The sequence below is a fragment of the Halococcus dombrowskii genome, from assembly GCF_022870485.1.
GTDB lineage: Archaea > Halobacteriota > Halobacteria > Halobacteriales > Halococcaceae > Halococcus > Halococcus morrhuae.
Window position 1 is genome coordinate 2,465,443 of sequence record NZ_CP095005.1, and the last position, 17,699, is coordinate 2,483,141.

The following is a 17,699-nucleotide window of genomic DNA, read 5'->3' on the forward strand; positions in this document are numbered from 1 at the left end:
CTAGGAATCGATAGCTTATATATGCCCCAGGACGAGTACGGAGCCGGACAGATACAGGTCTTAGAAGGGCTACAGGCGGTACGGAAACGCCCGGCGATGTATATCGGTTCGACGGACGCGCGTGGTCTCCATCATCTGGTGTACGAGGTCGTCGACAACGCCATCGACGAGGCGCTCGCCGGCCACTGCGATTCGATCTCGGTCACGGTCCACGACGACGAGCACCCCTCGGTGAGCGTGACCGACGACGGCCGTGGGATCCCGGTCGACGAGCACGAGGACGGCAAGTCCGCCCTCGAAGTGATCATGACCGTCCTCCACGCCGGCGGGAAATTCGACAAGGAGTCCTACCAGGTCTCCGGTGGCCTGCACGGCGTCGGCATCTCGGTGGTGAACGCGCTCTCGAAGTGGGTCGAGGTGACCGTCAAGCGCGACGGCGCGGTCTGGGAGCAGCGCTTCGACCACGGCGAGCCCGACGGCGATCTCGAACGGGTTCGGGATCTCCGCGAGGACGAATCGACCGGCACGAAACTCCAGTTCTGGCCCGACGAGGCGGTCTTCACCGATACGACGTTCGACGCCTCGACGCTCGCCAACCGGCTGCGCGAACTCGCCTTCCTCAACTCTGGCGTCGAGATCGAACTCGACGACGAACGCGACGGGAGCCGCGAACGGTTCCGCTACGATGGCGGCATCCGCGAGTTCGTCGTCTATCTCAACGAGACCAAGAGCGCCCTCCACGAGGACGTCATCTACTTCGACGACGCCGCCACCGTCGAGGACGGCGAGATATCCGTCGAGATCGCGCTTCAGGCGACCGACGAGCTCCAAGGCTCGATCCACGCCTTCGCCAACAACATCAACACCCGCGAGGGCGGCACCCATCTCACCGGGTTCAAGACCGCGCTCACGCGGGTCGTCAACGACTACGCGAGCGAGCACGGGCTCCTGAAACCGCTCGACGACGAGAACCTCACGGGCAGCGACATCCGTGAGGGGCTCACGGCGGTGATCTCGATCAAACACCCCGACCCGCAGTTCGAGGGCCAGACCAAGACCAAGCTCGGCAACAGCGAGGTCCGCGGCGTCGTCGAGAGCGCCGTCCACGAACAGCTGAACACCTACTTCGAGGAACATCCCGACACCGCCGAGGCGGTCATCGGTAAAGCAGTCGAAGCGGCCAAAGCCCGCCGCGCGGCCAAGAAGGCCGAGGAGCTCACTCGCCGGAAGTCGGCGCTCGAATCCACGGCGCTTCCGGGCAAGCTCGCCGACTGTCAGAGCCGCGATCCGAAGGACTCCGAACTGTTCATCGTCGAGGGCGACTCGGCCGGCGGCAGCGCCAAACAGGGCCGCGACCGCGAGTTCCAGGCCATCCTTCCCCTGTTCGGCAAAGTGCTGAACGTCGAGAAGCACCGGTTGGATCGCATTCTCGAAAACGAGAAGATTCGCAACCTCATCACCGCCATCGGCGCGGGCGTCGACGAGGAGTTCGACGTCGAGGAGACGCGGTATCACAAGATCATCATCATGACCGATGCGGACGTCGACGGCGCTCACATCCGCACGCTCTATCTCACCCTGCTCTACCGGTATCTCACGCCGCTGATCGAGGCTGGCTACGTCTATGCCGCCCAACCACCGCTCTACCGGGTCCGCAACGGCGGCGAAACCTACGACGCGATGACCGAGGCCGAGCGCGACGAGATTGTCGAGGAGCAATGCGGTGGCACGCCCGACCAAGTCCAGCGGTTCAAAGGACTGGGTGAGATGAACCCCGAGCAGCTCTGGGAGACGACGATGAACCCCGAAAACCGTATCCTGAAGCAGATCACCCTGGAGGACGCCGCCGCCGCGGACAAGATGTTCAACGTCCTGATGGGTGACGCCGTCGAACCCCGCCGGGAGTTCATCAAGAGCCACGCGACCGATGCCGACTGGGTAGACATCTAACCGTGTACCGTTCCAGTTCGGGCTGCTCGGAAACGCTTCGCTCTCGCGCTACTCACAAAAAACGACGCCAAGAACACCCGCTCGCTCCCTGCGGTCGCTCGCGATACGGTTGCTGGTGCGGCCGCAACCGCTCCGCACAGCACCGCAGAAGCCCTCGGCCCGCTACGCGGGCCTCGCCCTTCATCCACCAGGAACAGTCCCACAACCACATCGACACGGCCACACCGCAGCCGCACCGCCACAGCGCAGCCGCCGCGCTGTAACCCCGTTTCAGTATCACCGATAGCTACACCACATGAGTTCAGACATCCCCCAACCAGGATCGAACGCGGCCGCGAACGTCGATTCGGTCCGAATCGAAGACGAGATGGAACAGTCGTACATCGACTACGCGATGAGCGTCATCGCCGGGCGCGCGCTGCCCGACGTCCGTGACGGTCTCAAACCCGTCCACCGGCGCATCCTCTACGCGATGCACGAGGAGGGCGTCACCAGCGGATCGGGCCATCGGAAGTCCTCCTCGGTCGTGGGCGATACGATGGGTGACTACCACCCGCACGGCGATTCGGCGATCTACGACGCGCTCGCCAGGCTGGCCCAGGACTTCTCGATGCGCGCGCCGCTGGTCGACGGCCAGGGTAACTTCGGCTCCGTCGACGGCGATCCGCCGGCCGCGATGCGCTACACCGAGGCGCGGATGAGCTCCATCGCCGAGGAGCTGCTCTCCGATATCGAGAAGGACACCGTCGATTTCACGCCGAACTACGACGACCGCCTCGAAGAGCCGGACGTCCTCCCGTCGGCGTTCCCGAACCTGCTCGTCAACGGCTCCTCGGGCATCGCGGTCGGGATGAGTACGAACGTCCCACCCCACAATTTGGGAGAGGTGATCGATGCGACGGTCCACCTGATCGAGAACCCCGACTGCACTGTCGAGGATCTGATGGAGCACGTGAAGGGGCCGGATTTCCCCACCGGAGCCGAAATCGTCGGCCGCGAGGCGATCCACTCGGCGTACACCACCGGTCGCGGTCGCGTGCGGATGCGCGCGAGCTACGAGATCGAGGAGATGGGCAATCGTGAGCGCATCGTTATCACCGAACTCCCCTACCAGCAGAACAAGGCCAAACTCGTCGAGCACATCGCCGAGCTCGTCAACGACGGGACGCTCGACGGCGTGAGCGATCTCCGCGACGAGTCCGACCGCGACGGCATCCGCATCGTCGTCGAACTCAAGCGCGGCGCACTCACGGACGTCGTCGAGAACCAGCTGCTCGAACACTGCCTCGAAAAGACGTTCGGCGTCATCAATCTCGCGCTGGTCGACGGCGAACCACAGGTGCTCGACCTGAAGGAACTCATCAGCCACTACCTGAAGCACCGCCGCGAGGTCGTTCGGCGACGTTCCCAGCACGACCTCGACGAGGCCGAGGAGCGCGCTCACATCCTCTCCGGGCGGCTGACGGCGCTCGAAAATGCCGACGATGTCGTCGAATTGATCCGCGAGGCCGACGACCGCGACGGGGCCAAGAGCGCTCTCAGGGAGGTCTACGAGTTCTCCGAGCGACAGGCCGACCACATCGTCCGGATGCAGTTGGGCAGCCTGACGGCGCTCGAAGCCGAGGAGATCGAAACCGAGTACGAGAACGTCGAGAGCGAGATCGACCGCCTCGAAACCATCCTCGCGAGCGACGCCGAGCTCGATCGCGTCATCACCGACGAACTGCGCGCGGTCCAGGACGAGTACGCCGACGACCGCCGGACGCGGATCGTCGAGGACTACGGCACCGTCACGCACGAGGACCTCATCCCCGACGAGGAGGTCGTCGTCGTGATGACCGAGAACGACTACATCAAGCGGATGCCGGCCGGCCAGTTCGATCCCCAGGGTCGCGGCGGCAAGGGGATCATCGGCACGAAACTGAAGGACGGCGACCGCGTCTCGGCGGTGTTCCGGGCGAACACTCACGACTACCTCCTCACGTTCACCAACCAGGGCTACGTCTACCGCCTCAAGGTCTACGAGGTGCCCGAGATGGGCCGGACCGCCCGCGGGAAATCCGCGATCAACCTCGTCGATCTCGACGATGACGAAGCCATCACCGCCGTCGTGGCGACCGACGACCTCACCGACGAGGAGTGTCTCACGATGGTCACGCGCGATGGCTACGTCAAGCGGACCTGTGCGAGCGAGTTCGAGAACATCCACTCGGGCGGGCTGATCGCCACCCGACTGGAGGACGGCGACGAACTCGTTGACGTCGCAGTCACCGACGACGACGGCGACCTGCTGATCGGCACCCAACGGGGGATGGCGATCCGCTTCCCCAAGGAGGAAGCCCGAGAGATGGGGCGGAGCGCCCGCGGTGTCAACGGTGTCGATCTCCAGGAAGGCGATGCTGTCGCGGGGGTCGTCACTGCCACCGACGACGCCGACCTCCTCACCGTCACCGAGAACGGCTACGGCAAGCGCACGCCGATGAGCGAGTACAGCACCCAGTCGCGCTACGGCAAGGGGCTCAAGGACATCAAAACGAACGAGCGCAACGGCCGCGTCACCGCCATCGAGAGCGCGACCGCCGACGACGATCTCGTGGCGATGAGCGACACCGGACAGATCATGCGCACGCCCGTCGGCGATATCTCGACCGTCGGCCGGAACACGATGGGCGTGACGATCATGGCGCTCGAAGACGGCGACGGTATCGCCTGTATCGACGTGCTCGAAACGTAGCTCAGACGATCTCGTTGTCTCGCAGCAGGTCCGCGAGCACGTGTACGAAGAGAACGGATTCGGTGAGTCTCTCGACCGGGCGGCTCACCCGCCGCGCGAGCGCGATCAGCGCGCCGCCGATGAGGACGTGACTCAGCAGTCGGAAGCTGGCCATCTCGCCCGTTCCCTCGAAGAGGTTTTCTTGATCGACGAACACGCGCTTCGGATCCCGGAGACAGTCCGTGAAGTGATGCCAGTCGCCGACGCGCAGTCGGGCGAGCACGAAGTGATCGAGATCGATGAGCACCCCGAGTCCCAGACCATACGCCGCGAGCGCCGCCAGCTGTCGGGGCGAGCGCCCGTCGGTGCGTGCGAGAACCCACCCGACGACGGGGATGCTGAGCAGGAAATGCTCGCCGGATTTCATTCGCCCGCCTCCAGGCGATAGGTCGGGCCGTCGTCGGTGTCCTGGATCTCGACGCCGAGCGCCTCCAGTTCGGTCCGGAGCTCGTCGGCACGGTCGTAGTTGCCGACCTCGCGGGCCGACTCGCGCACGTCGAGCAGGAGTTCAATCATCTCGTCGGCGATGCCGACCTCGCCCGTCGTCTCCTCGGTGAAGCTCAGGCCGAGTATTCCCTCGCCGAACTCCTCGAACGTCTCGACCGCCCGCTTGAGCGCCCGATAGTCGTGTTCGTCCTCGGCGTCGAGCCGGGAGTTGATCACCGTCGCGAGTTCGAGCAGCGCCGCGAGCGCGCCCCTGGTGTTGAAATCGTCGTTCATCGCGGTCGTGAACGCCTCTCGTGTGTCGTCGACGGCATCGCGCAGTCGGCCATCCTCGACGTTCGTCCGTGCGTCGGGCCCGTCGAGCGCCGCGACCGCCCGCTCGTGCGTGCGTTCGAGCCGTTCGGCACGCTCGACGGCCTCCTCGATGGCCGCCTCGCTGTATGTCTGGGTGCTGTTGTAGCTGCCCGACAGCAGGAAGGTGCGGATCGCGTTCAGGCCGTAGTCGGCGAGCGCCTCGTCGACGGTGATGAAGTTGCCGAGGCTCGAACTCATCTTCTCGTCGTCCATCGCGAAGAGGTCGGCGTGGAGCCAGTATTTGCTGAACTCCTTTCCAGTACTGGCCTCGCTCTGGGCACGCTCGTTCTCGTGGTGGGGGAAGACGAGATCGCGCCCGCCGACGTGGATGTCGATGGTCTCGTCGAGATGGGCCATGCTCATCGCCGAGCACTCGATATGCCAGCCCGGTCGGCCCTCGCCCCACGGCGATTCCCAGGTTTGCCCGGACGACGGCTCGACGCTCTCGTCGTGGCGATGCTCGGAAACGGCATCGGACGAGACGCCGCCGGCCTTCCAGAGCGCGAAGTCCGCTGGACTGCGCTTCTCGCTTCGCTCGTCGGGCTCGCCCTGCGCTTCGATCTCGTCGAGGCGCTGGTTCGAAAGTTCGCCGTACGATTCGAAGCTTCCCACGTCGAAATAGACGGAGCCGTTCGATTCGTAGGCGTGCCCGCCCTCGACGAGTCGCTCGACGAGGTCGATGATCTCGGGGATATGTTCGGAAACCCGCGGGTAGACCTCCGCACGCTTCAGATTGAGCGCGCGCATATCGTCGAGCGTCTTCTCGACGAACCCGCGCGCGACCGCGCTCTCGGAGTCGCCGAGGTCGTCCTCGCCCACGCGGGCGACGATCTTCTCGTTTACATCAGTGAAATTCTCGACGTGGCGCACCGCGTAGCCCAGGTGTTCGAGCCAGCGGTGCATCACGTCGACGTGGACCCAGCTGCGCGCGTGGCCGAGATGAGCGCGATCCGAGACCGTCAGGCCACAGTAGTAGAGCAGTACGGAGTCGGGGTCCTGTGGCTCGAACGGTTCGCGCTCGCCGGTGAGGGTGTTCGCCACGCGCAGCGTCATCGTCCCATCTACGCGGGCCAGCGCTTCAATCCGTCGGAGTCGTCACAACTCCTGCGAGCGCGTCCTCGATGATCCGCACCGCATCGGGACCCGCTCGTCGATCCACCACGACCACGAGTCCGTCGCCGGCGACACCCGCGGCCATCACGTCGATTCCCTCGACGGCCAGCCGATCCAGGACGTGCGCGAGCGCCTGGGCATCGACTTCCCCGGTGGCGAGCACGCCCGTCAGCGACCCGGCATCGGGCACGAGCGCGTGGCTGCCGACCGCGAGTAGCGCCTCGTTTTCGTCGCTCGTCCCGCTTTCCATTTCGGCCATATCCACCGCACCGAGACCGCTCTGCATCGTCACGCGGGCGTCGCGCGCATCGGATTCGTGATCGGGCAGCTCCTCGGCGTAGCGCCGCAGCGCAGCGGCCACCGGATCGAGGTCACCGACGTCGAGGAATCGTGCGGCGGCGGTGTAGTTGAGCACGCCCGCTCGGAGCGCCTCGAACACGAACGGGGTTCGACGCACCGCGCGTCTGGTGTCGGCGGCGAGGGTCATGCTTCGGAGTGAACTGTCGAGCACGAAAAACTCGACGTACCGAATCGTGGACGATGTATCGCACCGAGACCGCGAGTCCTGATACAAATGAGAAGCCGCAACCGCACCGCCACCGCCCACATGCCTCCCCAGCCGATTGCGCTCCTCGCTCGCTCCGCTCGCTGCGGTGCTCATCCCTCGCACGCCGATCCGCGCTCGGTGCTCGCTTGGCTCGCACACGAGCGCGAGCGCGCGCCGACCGCAACCGTCCTGTTCGTCGACTCTGAAGCGATCTGGTTCGGACCCCGAGAGCGGGGAGGCGAAGCCACTAAACCGGTCGCACTCCTCGATTTCAGTATGCCGGCACTGGTCATCGTCGCCCACGGCTCGCACCTGAATCCCGGCTCGCACGATCCGACCTTCGCCCACGCCGACACCGTGCGCGCGGCGGGGGCCTTCGACGAGGTGCGCGAGGCGTTCTGGAAGGAGGAACCCTCCTTCCGGGAGGTCCTCAGAACCGTCGAGAGCGAGGAGGTCTACGTCGTGCCGCTGTTCGTGAGCGAGGGCTACTTCACCGAGGAAGTCATCCCGCGCGAGCTCCGCCTGGAGGACTGGGACGTCTCGCTGTGGAATTCCAACGGGACGGACGCCGACACGGCCACTCTCACGGCCGCCGACGTCGACAAGACCATCCACTACTGTGGTCCGGTCGGCACCCATCCCGCCATGTCCGACGTCATCGTCCAACGCGCCGAATCCGTGACGAGTGATCCGGACGTGGGCGAGGGGTTCGGCCTCGCGGTCGTCGGCCACGGCACGAATCGCAACGAGAACTCGGCGAAGGCGATCGAGTATCACGCCGATCGCGTCCGCGAGATGGACCGGTTCGACGAGGTCAATGCGCTGTTCATGGACGAAGAGCCCGAGGTCGACGACGTGACCGACTACTTCGAGAGCGAGGACGTCGTCGTCGTGCCGCTGTTCGTCGCCGATGGCTACCACACCCAGGAGGACATCCCCGAAGACATGGGGCTGACCGACGACTACCGCGAGGGCTACGAGGTCCCCACCGAGGTCGAGGGCCACCGCATCTGGTACGCCGGTGCGGTCGGGACCGAACCGCTCATGGCCGACGTGCTGCTCGAACGCGCCGCCGACGCCGGTGCGGACGTCGACGAGGCGCTCGACATCGTCCGCAAACGGACCGCCACGCCGGCGGCCGGTGATTGATGGACGACTCCCAACTACGGGCGCTCCGCGAGGCCGCCGCCGACGGCGTGACCTGCGACGGGCTGTCGGCCTCGCGGGACGACGCGGGCTACGCCTTCGCGACGCCGGAAGTGAGCCACGACGGCCTCAGTGAGAACGAGTTCGACGCGCTCGCGACGGAGAACCCCTGGTTCGTCTCGAACTGGCACTACTGGCGCGCGACGAGCGAGACGAACGAGGCGTTCCTCCGCTGGGTCGAGCACGCGAGCGAACTCGGCGTGCGCGAACGCTACGAGACGCTCGTCGACGGTCTCACGCGCGAGTGGGGCCAACTGCTCGTCACTGCGACGCTCGGTACCGACGGCGAGCGCAGCTACGAACTCCGCCATACGACCGACGTGGCCACTGCCGTCGCGGAGCTCGACAGCTACCACGATCCGCGCGAGGCACGCGAGATCAGCACGCTCGACGACGACGGCGACTATCGCCCGCTGAAGACCGCACCCACCCTTCGAGCGGGCTGGCGCTTCGCCGATCTCGACGGTCGCGATCTCGTGCGCACGGTGGAGTTCTTCTATCCGGCGACGGTCGCGAACTGGTATCGCGAGCGGACCGGCGAGCTGGACGTCAGCCACTTCCGCGAGACCGCCGAGCGCCAGACGGGGATCTACGGCGTGATCGACGATCTCGATGTCGATAGCGTCGAAAACCTGGCCGAGGCCTGCTGTGTCGACTCGCAGTGCCTCAAACGCCGCGAGTGGGACGAGGACGAAGAGACACCCCTCGACGCACCCCGTGGCGACGGCGAGTTCCCCTGTCGGGAGCCGTGTTCGCTCGTCGTCGCCGCCGCCCGACAGTTCGCCGTCCTCGAAGGCGAGGAGACGCGCACCTACGAGCTCGAACTGACGCCCAGCGAGCGCTCGCAGTTGGGGGACCTGGTCGATGCGGTCGCCGACGGACGCGTCGACGAGATCCGCGAGGCCGACGTCGGCGACGGCGCGAATCGATATCGAGCGCGCTACCTCCGGGCGAAGCGACTCGCTGACGGCGAGTTCGAGAGTCTGCGCGAGAAAAACTGAGTCAGGAGAGCAGGAGATAGCCAGCGACGACGAGCCCGGCGAGAACGGCGACTGCGCCGATATACATGGCAACACCCTCGACGAACAGCAGCGCGATCCCCAGCAGGATCACCACCGCCGTGGCACCGAGCAGTCCCGAACTGTCGAGACCGCCCGCATTGCTCGATCGTGACATGTCCCCGGTGCTCGATCGCGTTCTCCCGGTCGATCGCGATCGTGTCGCGCCGCCCGACGACCGTGTCGGGGAGCTCGTCGGGCCGGCATCGACGGTACCATCGGTGCGCTCGATGAGCGATTCGTCGATCTCGACGCGCTGCTTTCCGGCGGCCGGCTCGATCGCGACCTCGACCTCCTCGGTCTGGCTGCCGTAGGCGGTGGCGACGGTGAGGTAGCCCGTGACCGGGCCGCTCTCGTGGACGCGGATCGGAACGCGCACCGTCGCGCCCGGACGGACGTAGTGGTTACTCGTCGGGATCGAGGCGATCTCCGAGAGCGCATCGTCGAGACGGAGGTGGACGTGGGTCGCCTCGCCGTGGTTATCGAGCTCGACGACGAACGAATCCGAACTCGCGAACGTCGTCGGCAGCTCGACGGCGTGGAGCTCCGCACGGTTGAGATGAACCGAGAGCGTCCCCGAAGCGGTCGACTCAGCCATATTCAGGCCGGCGCGTCCTCGCGCATGTCCGGTGGGAGCAGGTTCGGAATCCCCTCCTCGATCGGATACTCCTCGCCACACTCAGAACAGACGAGTCGGCCTTCGAGCACCTCGTCATCGGTTCGCTGGATGACTTCGAGTTCGAGCTCCTGCTTGTCCATCGGACATCGCACGATCTCCATCAGCGACTCCTTCATCGTCGCTCGCCCCAATTCATGCGCGAGACGACGACCGGCGGTGATAAAAGCGTGGCGCTCGCCCAGCGGCGGTCGCGGGGTGGCACGGTTGCGGGCGGCCGCGCCGCGGCCCGCGGGCGGTGCGGTCCGTGGCCGCGGCTGGCGGTTCGGTAGCGGTGCCTGGTGGATGAAGGGCGAGGCGCGCGAGCGACCGGAGGGAGCGAGTAGCGAACGAAGTGAGCGCGCGCCGAGGGCTTCGGCGGAGGCGGTACTGTGCGGTGTCGTCTACGCGAGCGGGTCCTCGCGGACGACCGTCTGCTCACGGCCCGGTCCGACGCCGACGGCGTAGATCGGGACGTCGAGTTCCTCGCTGATGTAATCCAGATACGCGCGTGCGTTCTCGGGGAGTGCGTCGTAGCCCTCATCGGCGATCGCATCCCAGTCGGCGTCGTCCCAGCCGTCGAAGCGACGGAAGGACGCTTCGCAGTCGGCCCATCGTTCGGTCGTCGCCGGCAGCGTGAGTCGCTCCTCGCTATCATCGGGACTGGTGTCCCGATTGCTCGGTGAGCTTCGCTCATCGGTGTCGAGCGTGTAGGCGTGACCCACCCGCACCTCGTCGAGCCCGGCGAGCGTGTCGATATGGTTGACGACGAGTCCCGTGAACCCGTTCGCGCGCGTCGAATGGCGGAGCATCGGCATGTCGAGCCAGCCGATGCGTCGCGGTCGACCCGTGACGGTGCCATATTCACCGCCGGCCTCGCGGAGTTCCGTGGCGAGTGCCTCGTCGCCGCGCTCGGTGTCCTCGTCGTAGTCGGGTGTCTGGCCGACCACGCCACCGAGTTCGGTGGGGAGGGGACCGGTGCCGACTCGCGAGAGGTAGGCCTTGGCGATCCCGACGATTTCGCCGTCGCCGACGATCCCCGGTCCGAGTCCCGTGCCGGTGCAGGTCCCGCCGGCCGTCGGGTTCGAGGAGGTCACGTAGGGGTAGTTGCCGTGGTCGATGTCGAGGATCGTCCCCTGTGCACCCTCGAAGAGCACGTCCTCGCCATCGTCGATGTGGTCGGCGAGGAAGGTCCCGGCGTCGACGGTCATGTTCTCCTCGGCGAGGCGCTCGCCGAAACTCGAATACTGGTCGTAGAGCGCGTCGACATCGAACGCCTCGCCCGTCTCGACGCCGAAAACCTCCTCGGCGAGCGCGCGCTTCTGCGGGACGACGTATTCGAGGCGTTCGCGCAGCACGTCGGTGTCGAGCAGGTCGCCGATCCGGATGCCGCGCCGGCCAGCCTTGTCCTCGTAGGTCGGGCCGATGCCGCGACCGGTGGTGGCGACGTCGAAGTCGCTCTCGCTTTTGACGTCCTCCTCAATGCCGTCGAGAACGCGATGATAGGGGAAGATGACGTGCGCGCGGCGGGCGACCCGGACGTCGGGATCGACGCCACGCTCCTGTAGCGCGTCGAGCTCCTCGAACAGCGTCTCGGGATTGACGACGCAGCCGTTGCCCAACACGTTCGTCGTCCCGCGGATGGCACCGCTCGGTACCAGCGAGAGCTTGTACTCCTCGCCGTCGTGGACGACGGTGTGGCCGGCGTTGTCGCCGCCCTGATACCGACAGACCACGCTGGCCGATTCGCTCCAGCGGTCGGCCATTCCGCCCTTGCCCTCGTCGCCGAGCTGTGCGCCGACGATGGTGACTGTCATGTCCTTCGGTTCCGACCTTCCGGATAAACCGATTTCGATGTGCCGGCAGCCACGGCGGTGACGTCGAACACCACTCGATGGTATTCATCGTCATTCGGTGTCGAGGGCCAGAAAGTATATGATACATGGCCACTAACTCCCGGAATAGCGAATCCGGTGACGACGGGCCGACCAACCGCAATCGTCCCACTGTGGCTGAATTTTTCGACCGGAATCCGGAGGAGTAACGTTTAAACCCCTCACGCACGAGTTAACAAATGCCATGATAGACCGACTTGAGAAAGAGGTCGATATGCTGGAACGCCATCTGCAGGTGCTGCGGATGGTCATCGAGAGCGAACCGATCGGCATCGTGAAGATGTCCAACGAGACGGGCTACCCCCATCACAAGGTGCGCTACTCGCTGCGCGTTCTCGAAGAGGAATCGCTCATCGAGCCGTCGAGCCAGGGTGCGATCACGACCGAACGTACCGAGGAGTTCGTCGACGAGCTCGACGGGAAGGTCGACGCAATCGTCGAGAAACTCTCGGGGATGAAGATCAGCGATACGGCCGAAGCCACCTCGTAGCTCACTGCTCGCGCCACTCGCGGCGCAACAGTCCGTACTGAAACGAATCGCGGTACTCGCCATCGATGAATCGATTCTCGCGCGCACGACCCTCCTCGACGAAACCGAGCGATTCGAGCAGCCCGCGCGAGGCCGCGTTGAAATCGAAGGCGTGCGCGCCGAGGCTGTGGACGTCGAACGTCCGGAAGACGTACTCGACGACGAGCGAGACCGCCTCTTTGCCGTAGCCCTTTTGGTGATGGTCAGGGACGAGCCAGTAGGCCAGGCTGGGTCGATCCCAGTCGACGCGCCTGACAGTGACGACGCCGATCGGCTCGCTTTCGTCCTCCTCGGGGTGGTCCGGCCCTGCATCGTCGAGACAGACGACGAAACCGACGTTGTGTTCGTCCTCGATGAACTCCTCGAAGTAGTCGTCCATCTCGCTGTCGTTCATGTGCGTGATGGTGCCGAGCGGGTAGCGGATCTCGGGGTTTGCGTGTGCACGCTGGAGGAACTCGCTGTCCTCGCGCTCGACGGTCCGCAGCGTGACCCGCTCACCCTGCTCGATGCGCGTTCCTGGCATGGCCGATGCGCGAACGCCACATGGATGTTTCTTTCGAATCGATTCGACAAGTCGAGAACTCAAAAGCAGTCCGCCGGATCGAGCAATCGCGGTTCGGGTGCGTCGTCGCTCGCGATCGCCACATCGGCGACGGTATCGCCGTTCGGGAGCGTGATGATCGCATCGGCGAGCAGTGGGGCGACGATGCCGGCCGCGACGGTCCCGGGTCGAGAGAGCGGTGCGCGCACGGCGATCGTCTCGCTCTCCTGCATGGCCACCGATTCGATCGCGCTCTCGGCGGCAGTGAGCATCTCGGCGTGCGTAACCCGTGCTCCATCGGTGGCGAGAACCGGATCGGTGGGATCGATCGTCGCCGGGACGAGCGTCGGATTCTCGCTCCAGACGTCGCGCTCAAAGTATTCGACGTGGGCGTCGTCCGGAGGGTCGCCGTAGGCGATCTTCGTGCCGCCGGGCGGAAGCTCGAACCCGTCGATCTCGTCGGTCGGCGCGATCACCGCACGCGCGTCGGTCGTCGTGGACGGCTCGAAGCAGGTGATGGCCCCGAGCGACACCGCACCGAGAAAGCCGAGGAGTGCTTCGGGAGTCCGACCGACGACGGCGACCGTGTGACCGCTTCGGACACCGCAGTGGTGCAGGAAGTTGCCCGTCTTCCAGGCGTTCGTGAGGAGTCGGCGGGCGTCGTACTCGCGGCCGGTGGTGGCGTCGTTGAGGACGATCTCCTCGTCCCGACGCTCACGTGCGAGGAGTCCGCGCAGCGTGTCCATGCCGTCGTTTCGCGCCCGTGGCGTGAAAACCCGCCGGCCGATGGCTACCGGAGACGGTGCGGTTACAGTCGTTGCCCTGCCGTCTGTGGCCGCGTCACGACCGCAGACTCTGCGGAGTCCGAAAGACAACATGAAGCGTCGTTCGTCTTGTCGAACAGCGCTCGACGTGCGCCAGAACGGCCCGTGTTCTGACGACATCGGAGGAGGGGGGGGAGCTTCGCTCTCGAACGACAACGCGCTCCTGGTGGATGAAGGGTGAGCGCGACCGCCGGAGAACGCTTCGCGCGCTCCGAGCACCCGTTCGCCTGTGGCTCACGGGAACGCAGGGAGCGTGAGCTTCTGCGGGGCAATACTGTGCAGCGGGGCGGGTACGACGCTATGCCGATGGAATGACGCGAACGAAATCCAGTTGATAACTGGCGAACACAGTGGATCGTGAACGGCGAGTGCGACCGAGCAACGCGAGAGTACAGCCCGCCCGCAGAGAACGGAGCTCTATTTGAGTCGTTCCTGCAAGAAGGAGGGGTGGGCGGCGGTGACGCCCTCGATCGAGAGGATGTCGTCGGCGATGACGTTACCGACGGCGTTGCCGTCAGGCGCGCGGATCTCGGCCATCAGCATGTGGTCGCCGCTGGAGCTGTAGAGCGTCTCGATCTCGTCGAGCTCCGTGATGGTGCGCGTCGTCTCGACGTAGCGGCCGCTCTCGACCTCGATACCGACGAGCGCGATCGAGCGCCCGGAGAGCTTCTTCGGATCGATATCGGCCGAATAGCCCGTGATAACGCCGTCGCGTTCGAGTTTGTCGATGTACTTGCGAACGGTGGGCTTCGAGACGTCCGCTCGGTTCGCGATGTCGGCGTACGAGGCCTGCGCATCCTCCTCCAGAACGGAGAGAATGCGGTCCTCGGTGGAGTCCGCGCTCATGTCGACTAGTTGGTGTCCATGAAAAAAGATCTTCCGAATCAGAAAACGCGCTGGCGACTTACTTGTGGGCGTCAAGGAGATCGTAGCTGCGCTCCCAGTCGGCCTCCTCGTCGAAGTAGCGCTCGGCCAGCGGCTCCTCGGGCATCTCACCCGTCGAGCGTTTCTCCTCGCCGTACGAGCGACGATCCTCGTCGACGTAGAAGCGCCCAGTGAGCACCTCGCCCTCGTAGAGTTTGTCCTCGGTCTCGTGCATCATCTCGGCGGCCTCCTGACGGTCGTGGACGTCGAAGTCGAAGTCCTCGGAGTCCTGAACGTCCGTGTACGGAACGTACTGCTTTGCGTCCTTGTTCCAGGTCGGACACTGCGTCAGGAAGTCGACGTGGGCGAACCCGTCGTGTTCGATCGCCTCGGTCAGGATCTCCGTCGCCTGCCGCGGGTTCACCGCCGCCGTCCGCGCGACGTACGACGCACCCGACGTCAGCGCCAGCGACAGCGGTCGGATCGGGTCCTTCGCCGAGCCGTGGGGCTGGGTCTTCGATTCGTGACCCTTCGGGCTGGTGGGCGACGTCTGGCCCTTCGTGAGCCCGAAGATCTCGTTGTTGAACACGATGTAGGTCATGTCGTGGTTCTCGCGGGCGGTGTGCATGAAGTGGTTGCCGCCGATGCCGTACCCATCGCCGTCGCCACCCGCCGCGATCACCTCTAATCCTGGGTTCGCGAGTTTCGCCGCACGGGCGATCGGCAGCGAACGCCCGTGGATCGAGTGCATCGCGTAGGACTCGAAGTAGCTGTTCAGTTTGCCCGAGCAGCCGATTCCGGTGACGAGAAGCGTCTCATCGGGCGTGCGCCCGACTTCGGGCATCGCACCCTTGAGCGCCTTCAACACGCTGAAGTCACCACAGCCCGGACACCACGTCGCCTGCGGCTCGATGCCCGGCGTGAACGCCTCCCGGTCGATCTCCTCGCCCTGTTCCGCCTGTCCGATCGCGCTGAATGATTTGCTCATGTCTTAATCACCTGCTGCCGGTTCGATCCGCGTCTGTGCCGTCGGCGGTTCGTCGCCGCCGTTCACCTGGATGTCGAACCCTTCGACGACTTCGGCCGGCTCGAACGGGTTGCCGTTGTACTTCAGCAGGCTCGACATCTTCTCGCCGAATCTCCCCAACTCCTTCTGGGTGAGCCCACGGAACTGGGCGGTGATGTTCATCTCGACGACGAGACACTCGTCGACCGATTCGAGGAACTCCGTCACGTCCTCTTTCGGGTAGGGCATCAGGTCGCTCACGCCGAGCATCTTCACCGATTCGCCCTGCTCGTTCAGGCGGTCGACGGCCTCCTCGACGCTGCCCTGCTGGCTTCCCCAGACCATAATGCCGTGTTCGGCGTCCTCCGGCCCGTAGTACGTCTGGTTCGAGTGCTCTTTGTCGTCCAGGTCGCTACGGATGGATTCGAGTTTGCGCGTGCGCCGGTCGACCTGCGCGACGCGATTGTCCGGACTCTCCTCGATGTGGCCCTGCGGGGTGTGCTCGTTGCCCGTCGCCAGGAATCGGCCATCCTTCTGGCCGGGAATGCTTCGCGGGCTCACGCCGTCTTCGGGGTCGTGACGGAACCGGTTGAACGTCCCCGATGCGTGATGGGGTGCCTCTTGGATCTCCTCTTCGGAAAGGACGCTGCCGAGATCCGGATTGGGCTCGCGATCGAAGTGGCTCGCCGGCACGCTTGCGAGTTCACCCGAAAGCTTCTGGTCGATCACGATCACGACCGGAATCTGGTACTCGTAGGCGACTCGGAACGCTTCTCTGGACTGTTCGTAAGCCTCCGCGACCGTTCCGGGAGCGAAGACCACACGATTGGAGTCGCCCTGACTCGTGTAGAGGATGTGTTCGAGATCGCCCTGTTCGGGTTTGGTCGGCATCCCCGTCGAGGGACCAGCCCGCATCGCTTCCACGAGCACGAGCGGCGTCTCGGTCATCTCCGCCAGTCCCAGCGGTTCGCTCATCAGTGCGAACCCGCCACCGGACGAGCCACTCATGGCTTTGACGCCCGCGTGGGAAGCACCGATCGCCAGCGACGCCGCCGCGATCTCGTCTTCGACCTGCTCGGAGATCCCGCCGATCGAGGGGAGGTGCTGAGTCATGATCGTGAACACGTCCGTCCACGGCGTCATCGGATAGCCCGCGATGAACCGACAGCCCTCGTCGATCGCGCCGTATGCGACCGCGTGGCTCCCGTTCAGCAGCACCTGCTCTTCGTCGTGGCTGCCCGTCGGGACTTCGAGATCGTGCGTGAACTCCATCTCGCTGACCGCCGCGTGGGCCTCTTCGAGCACCTCGACGTTGGTCTCGAGCATCTCGCCGCTCATCGTGTCGGCCATCAGCTCCTCGAAGATCCCCGTATCCATGTCGATCAACGCGGCCGTTGCTGCAACACCCGCGGTGTTGCGCATGATCTCGCGGCCGTGCTCGCGTGCGAGGCTTCGGAGATCGAGCGGGTAGACGTGCCAGTCGTTTGCCTCGACGCGCTCGTCGAAGTTCTCGACCTCGTCGGTGTCGAGCAGCCCCTCGTCGTAGACGATCACCCCGCCCTCGCGCAGCTCGTCGAGGTTCTCCGTGAGCGGTTTGACCTCTTCATTCCCATAGTAGGCCTCGCCGTCCTGGGGGTTCCGGGCGAAACTATCGCCCAGCGCCAGCAGGAAATCGTAGCCGTCGCCGCGCGATTTCACTGCGTGATCGGCCGCCCGCACTTCCACATACGTGTGGCCGCCGCGGATCCGCGATGGGTAATGTCTGTGTGTGAATACGTCCAGCCCCGTGCGCATCAGCGCCTTCGTGAAGTTCTGGCTCGTCGAGTCGATCCCGTCACCGGAACCGCCCGCGATCCGCCAGATGAGTTCATCTCCTGTCATAGTTTCCCTCGCCGACTTCCTGGTTCGTCCTTTGCGAGGGCGTTATAAAAGGGTTTCCG

At 65.2% G+C, this 17,699-nt stretch carries 17 protein-coding genes; 6 read left to right on the top strand and 11 right to left on the bottom strand.

Annotated elements, in window-relative coordinates:
- The first annotated feature begins 21 nt into the window (after positions 1–21).
- Together gyrB and gyrA are read left to right on the top strand one after the other, a co-directional pair.
- Complete coding sequence (gene gyrB, locus MUK72_RS12805; RefSeq protein WP_049916344.1) at positions 22–1,950, top strand: DNA topoisomerase (ATP-hydrolyzing) subunit B; 1,929 nt, start codon at positions 22–24, stop codon at positions 1,948–1,950.
- A 295-nt stretch (positions 1,951–2,245) separates the two neighbouring features.
- Positions 2,246–4,684 (top strand): DNA gyrase subunit A, encoded by a 2,439-nt coding sequence (gene gyrA, locus MUK72_RS12810; protein WP_244701542.1) that lies wholly within the window; start codon positions 2,246–2,248, stop codon positions 4,682–4,684.
- Position 4,685: 1 nt separating this feature from the next.
- Here gyrA and MUK72_RS12815 read toward each other — a convergent pair whose 3' ends face one another.
- From MUK72_RS12815 to MUK72_RS12825, 3 genes are read right to left on the bottom strand one after another with little or no spacing between them, the layout of a single operon-like run.
- Positions 4,686–5,090: a hypothetical protein gene (locus MUK72_RS12815; protein ID WP_244701545.1), complete on the bottom strand. Its 405-nt coding sequence runs from the start codon at positions 5,088–5,090 to the stop codon at positions 4,686–4,688.
- On the bottom strand, positions 5,087–6,574 hold the full coding sequence (gene cysS, locus MUK72_RS12820; protein ID WP_244701548.1) for a cysteine--tRNA ligase: 1,488 nt from the start codon (positions 6,572–6,574) through the stop codon (positions 5,087–5,089). Before cysS ends, MUK72_RS12815 begins: the two co-directional genes overlap by 4 nt.
- Positions 6,575–6,599: 25 nt before the next feature.
- On the bottom strand, positions 6,600–7,121 hold the full coding sequence (locus tag MUK72_RS12825; RefSeq protein WP_244701552.1) for a DUF7523 family protein: 522 nt from the start codon (positions 7,119–7,121) through the stop codon (positions 6,600–6,602).
- 336 nt (positions 7,122–7,457) lie between these two features.
- Between MUK72_RS12825 and MUK72_RS12830 the strand changes: the two genes are divergently transcribed.
- On the top strand, positions 7,458–8,330 hold the full coding sequence (locus tag MUK72_RS12830; RefSeq protein ID WP_244705336.1) for a CbiX/SirB N-terminal domain-containing protein: 873 nt from the start codon (positions 7,458–7,460) through the stop codon (positions 8,328–8,330).
- Positions 8,330–9,388, top strand: a complete 1,059-nt coding sequence (locus MUK72_RS12835; protein WP_244701556.1) for a DR2241 family protein — start codon at positions 8,330–8,332, stop codon at positions 9,386–9,388. Before MUK72_RS12830 ends, MUK72_RS12835 begins: the two co-directional genes overlap by 1 nt.
- A gap of 1 nt (position 9,389) precedes the next feature.
- Here the strand turns inward: MUK72_RS12835 and MUK72_RS12840 are convergent, their stop codons facing one another.
- Positions 9,390–10,043 (bottom strand): DUF7524 family protein, encoded by a 654-nt coding sequence (locus tag MUK72_RS12840; RefSeq protein ID WP_244701559.1) that lies wholly within the window; start codon positions 10,041–10,043, stop codon positions 9,390–9,392.
- 2 nt (positions 10,044–10,045) lie between these two features.
- Positions 10,046–10,240: a methytransferase partner Trm112 gene (locus MUK72_RS12845; protein ID WP_004055557.1), complete on the bottom strand. Its 195-nt coding sequence runs from the start codon at positions 10,238–10,240 to the stop codon at positions 10,046–10,048.
- 40 nt (positions 10,241–10,280) lie between these two features.
- Here MUK72_RS12845 and MUK72_RS12850 point away from each other — a divergent pair, with 40 nt between their 5' ends.
- Complete coding sequence (locus tag MUK72_RS12850) at positions 10,281–10,568, top strand: hypothetical protein (RefSeq protein ID WP_244701562.1); 288 nt, start codon at positions 10,281–10,283, stop codon at positions 10,566–10,568.
- Here the strand turns inward: MUK72_RS12850 and MUK72_RS12855 are convergent.
- On the bottom strand, positions 10,505–11,917 hold the full coding sequence (locus MUK72_RS12855; protein ID WP_244701567.1) for an adenylosuccinate synthase: 1,413 nt from the start codon (positions 11,915–11,917) through the stop codon (positions 10,505–10,507). The two genes, MUK72_RS12850 and MUK72_RS12855, sit on opposite strands and share 64 nt — an antisense overlap.
- A 262-nt stretch (positions 11,918–12,179) precedes the next feature.
- Between MUK72_RS12855 and MUK72_RS12860 the strand changes: the two genes are divergently transcribed.
- Positions 12,180–12,485 (top strand): hypothetical protein, encoded by a 306-nt coding sequence (locus tag MUK72_RS12860; protein WP_004055559.1) that lies wholly within the window; start codon positions 12,180–12,182, stop codon positions 12,483–12,485.
- Between the two features lies 1 nt (position 12,486).
- Here MUK72_RS12860 and MUK72_RS12865 read toward each other — a convergent pair whose 3' ends face one another.
- The 5 genes from MUK72_RS12865 to MUK72_RS12885 form a co-directional block, all read right to left on the bottom strand.
- The gene (locus MUK72_RS12865) at positions 12,487–13,047 is read right to left on the bottom strand and encodes a GNAT family N-acetyltransferase (RefSeq protein WP_244701570.1); all 561 of its coding nucleotides are present in this window, start codon (positions 13,045–13,047) and stop codon (positions 12,487–12,489) included.
- Positions 13,048–13,106: 59 nt separating this feature from the next.
- Positions 13,107–13,811, bottom strand: coding sequence for an acyl-CoA synthetase family protein (locus MUK72_RS12870; RefSeq protein ID WP_244701573.1), 705 nt, complete (start codon positions 13,809–13,811; stop codon positions 13,107–13,109).
- Between the two features lie 495 nt (positions 13,812–14,306).
- Positions 14,307–14,735 carry an HTH-type transcriptional regulator LrpA1 gene (gene lrpA1 / locus MUK72_RS12875; protein ID WP_004055562.1) on the bottom strand — a complete coding sequence of 143 codons (429 nt, stop codon included), beginning with the start codon at positions 14,733–14,735 and terminating at the stop codon, positions 14,307–14,309.
- Positions 14,736–14,793: 58 nt separating this feature from the next.
- Complete coding sequence (locus tag MUK72_RS12880) at positions 14,794–15,741, bottom strand: thiamine pyrophosphate-dependent enzyme (protein ID WP_244701576.1); 948 nt, start codon at positions 15,739–15,741, stop codon at positions 14,794–14,796.
- Positions 15,742–15,744: 3 nt separating this feature from the next.
- The gene (locus tag MUK72_RS12885) at positions 15,745–17,640 is read right to left on the bottom strand and encodes a 2-oxoacid:acceptor oxidoreductase subunit alpha (protein ID WP_244701578.1); all 1,896 of its coding nucleotides are present in this window, start codon (positions 17,638–17,640) and stop codon (positions 15,745–15,747) included.
- Positions 17,641–17,699: the final 59 nt, after the last annotated feature.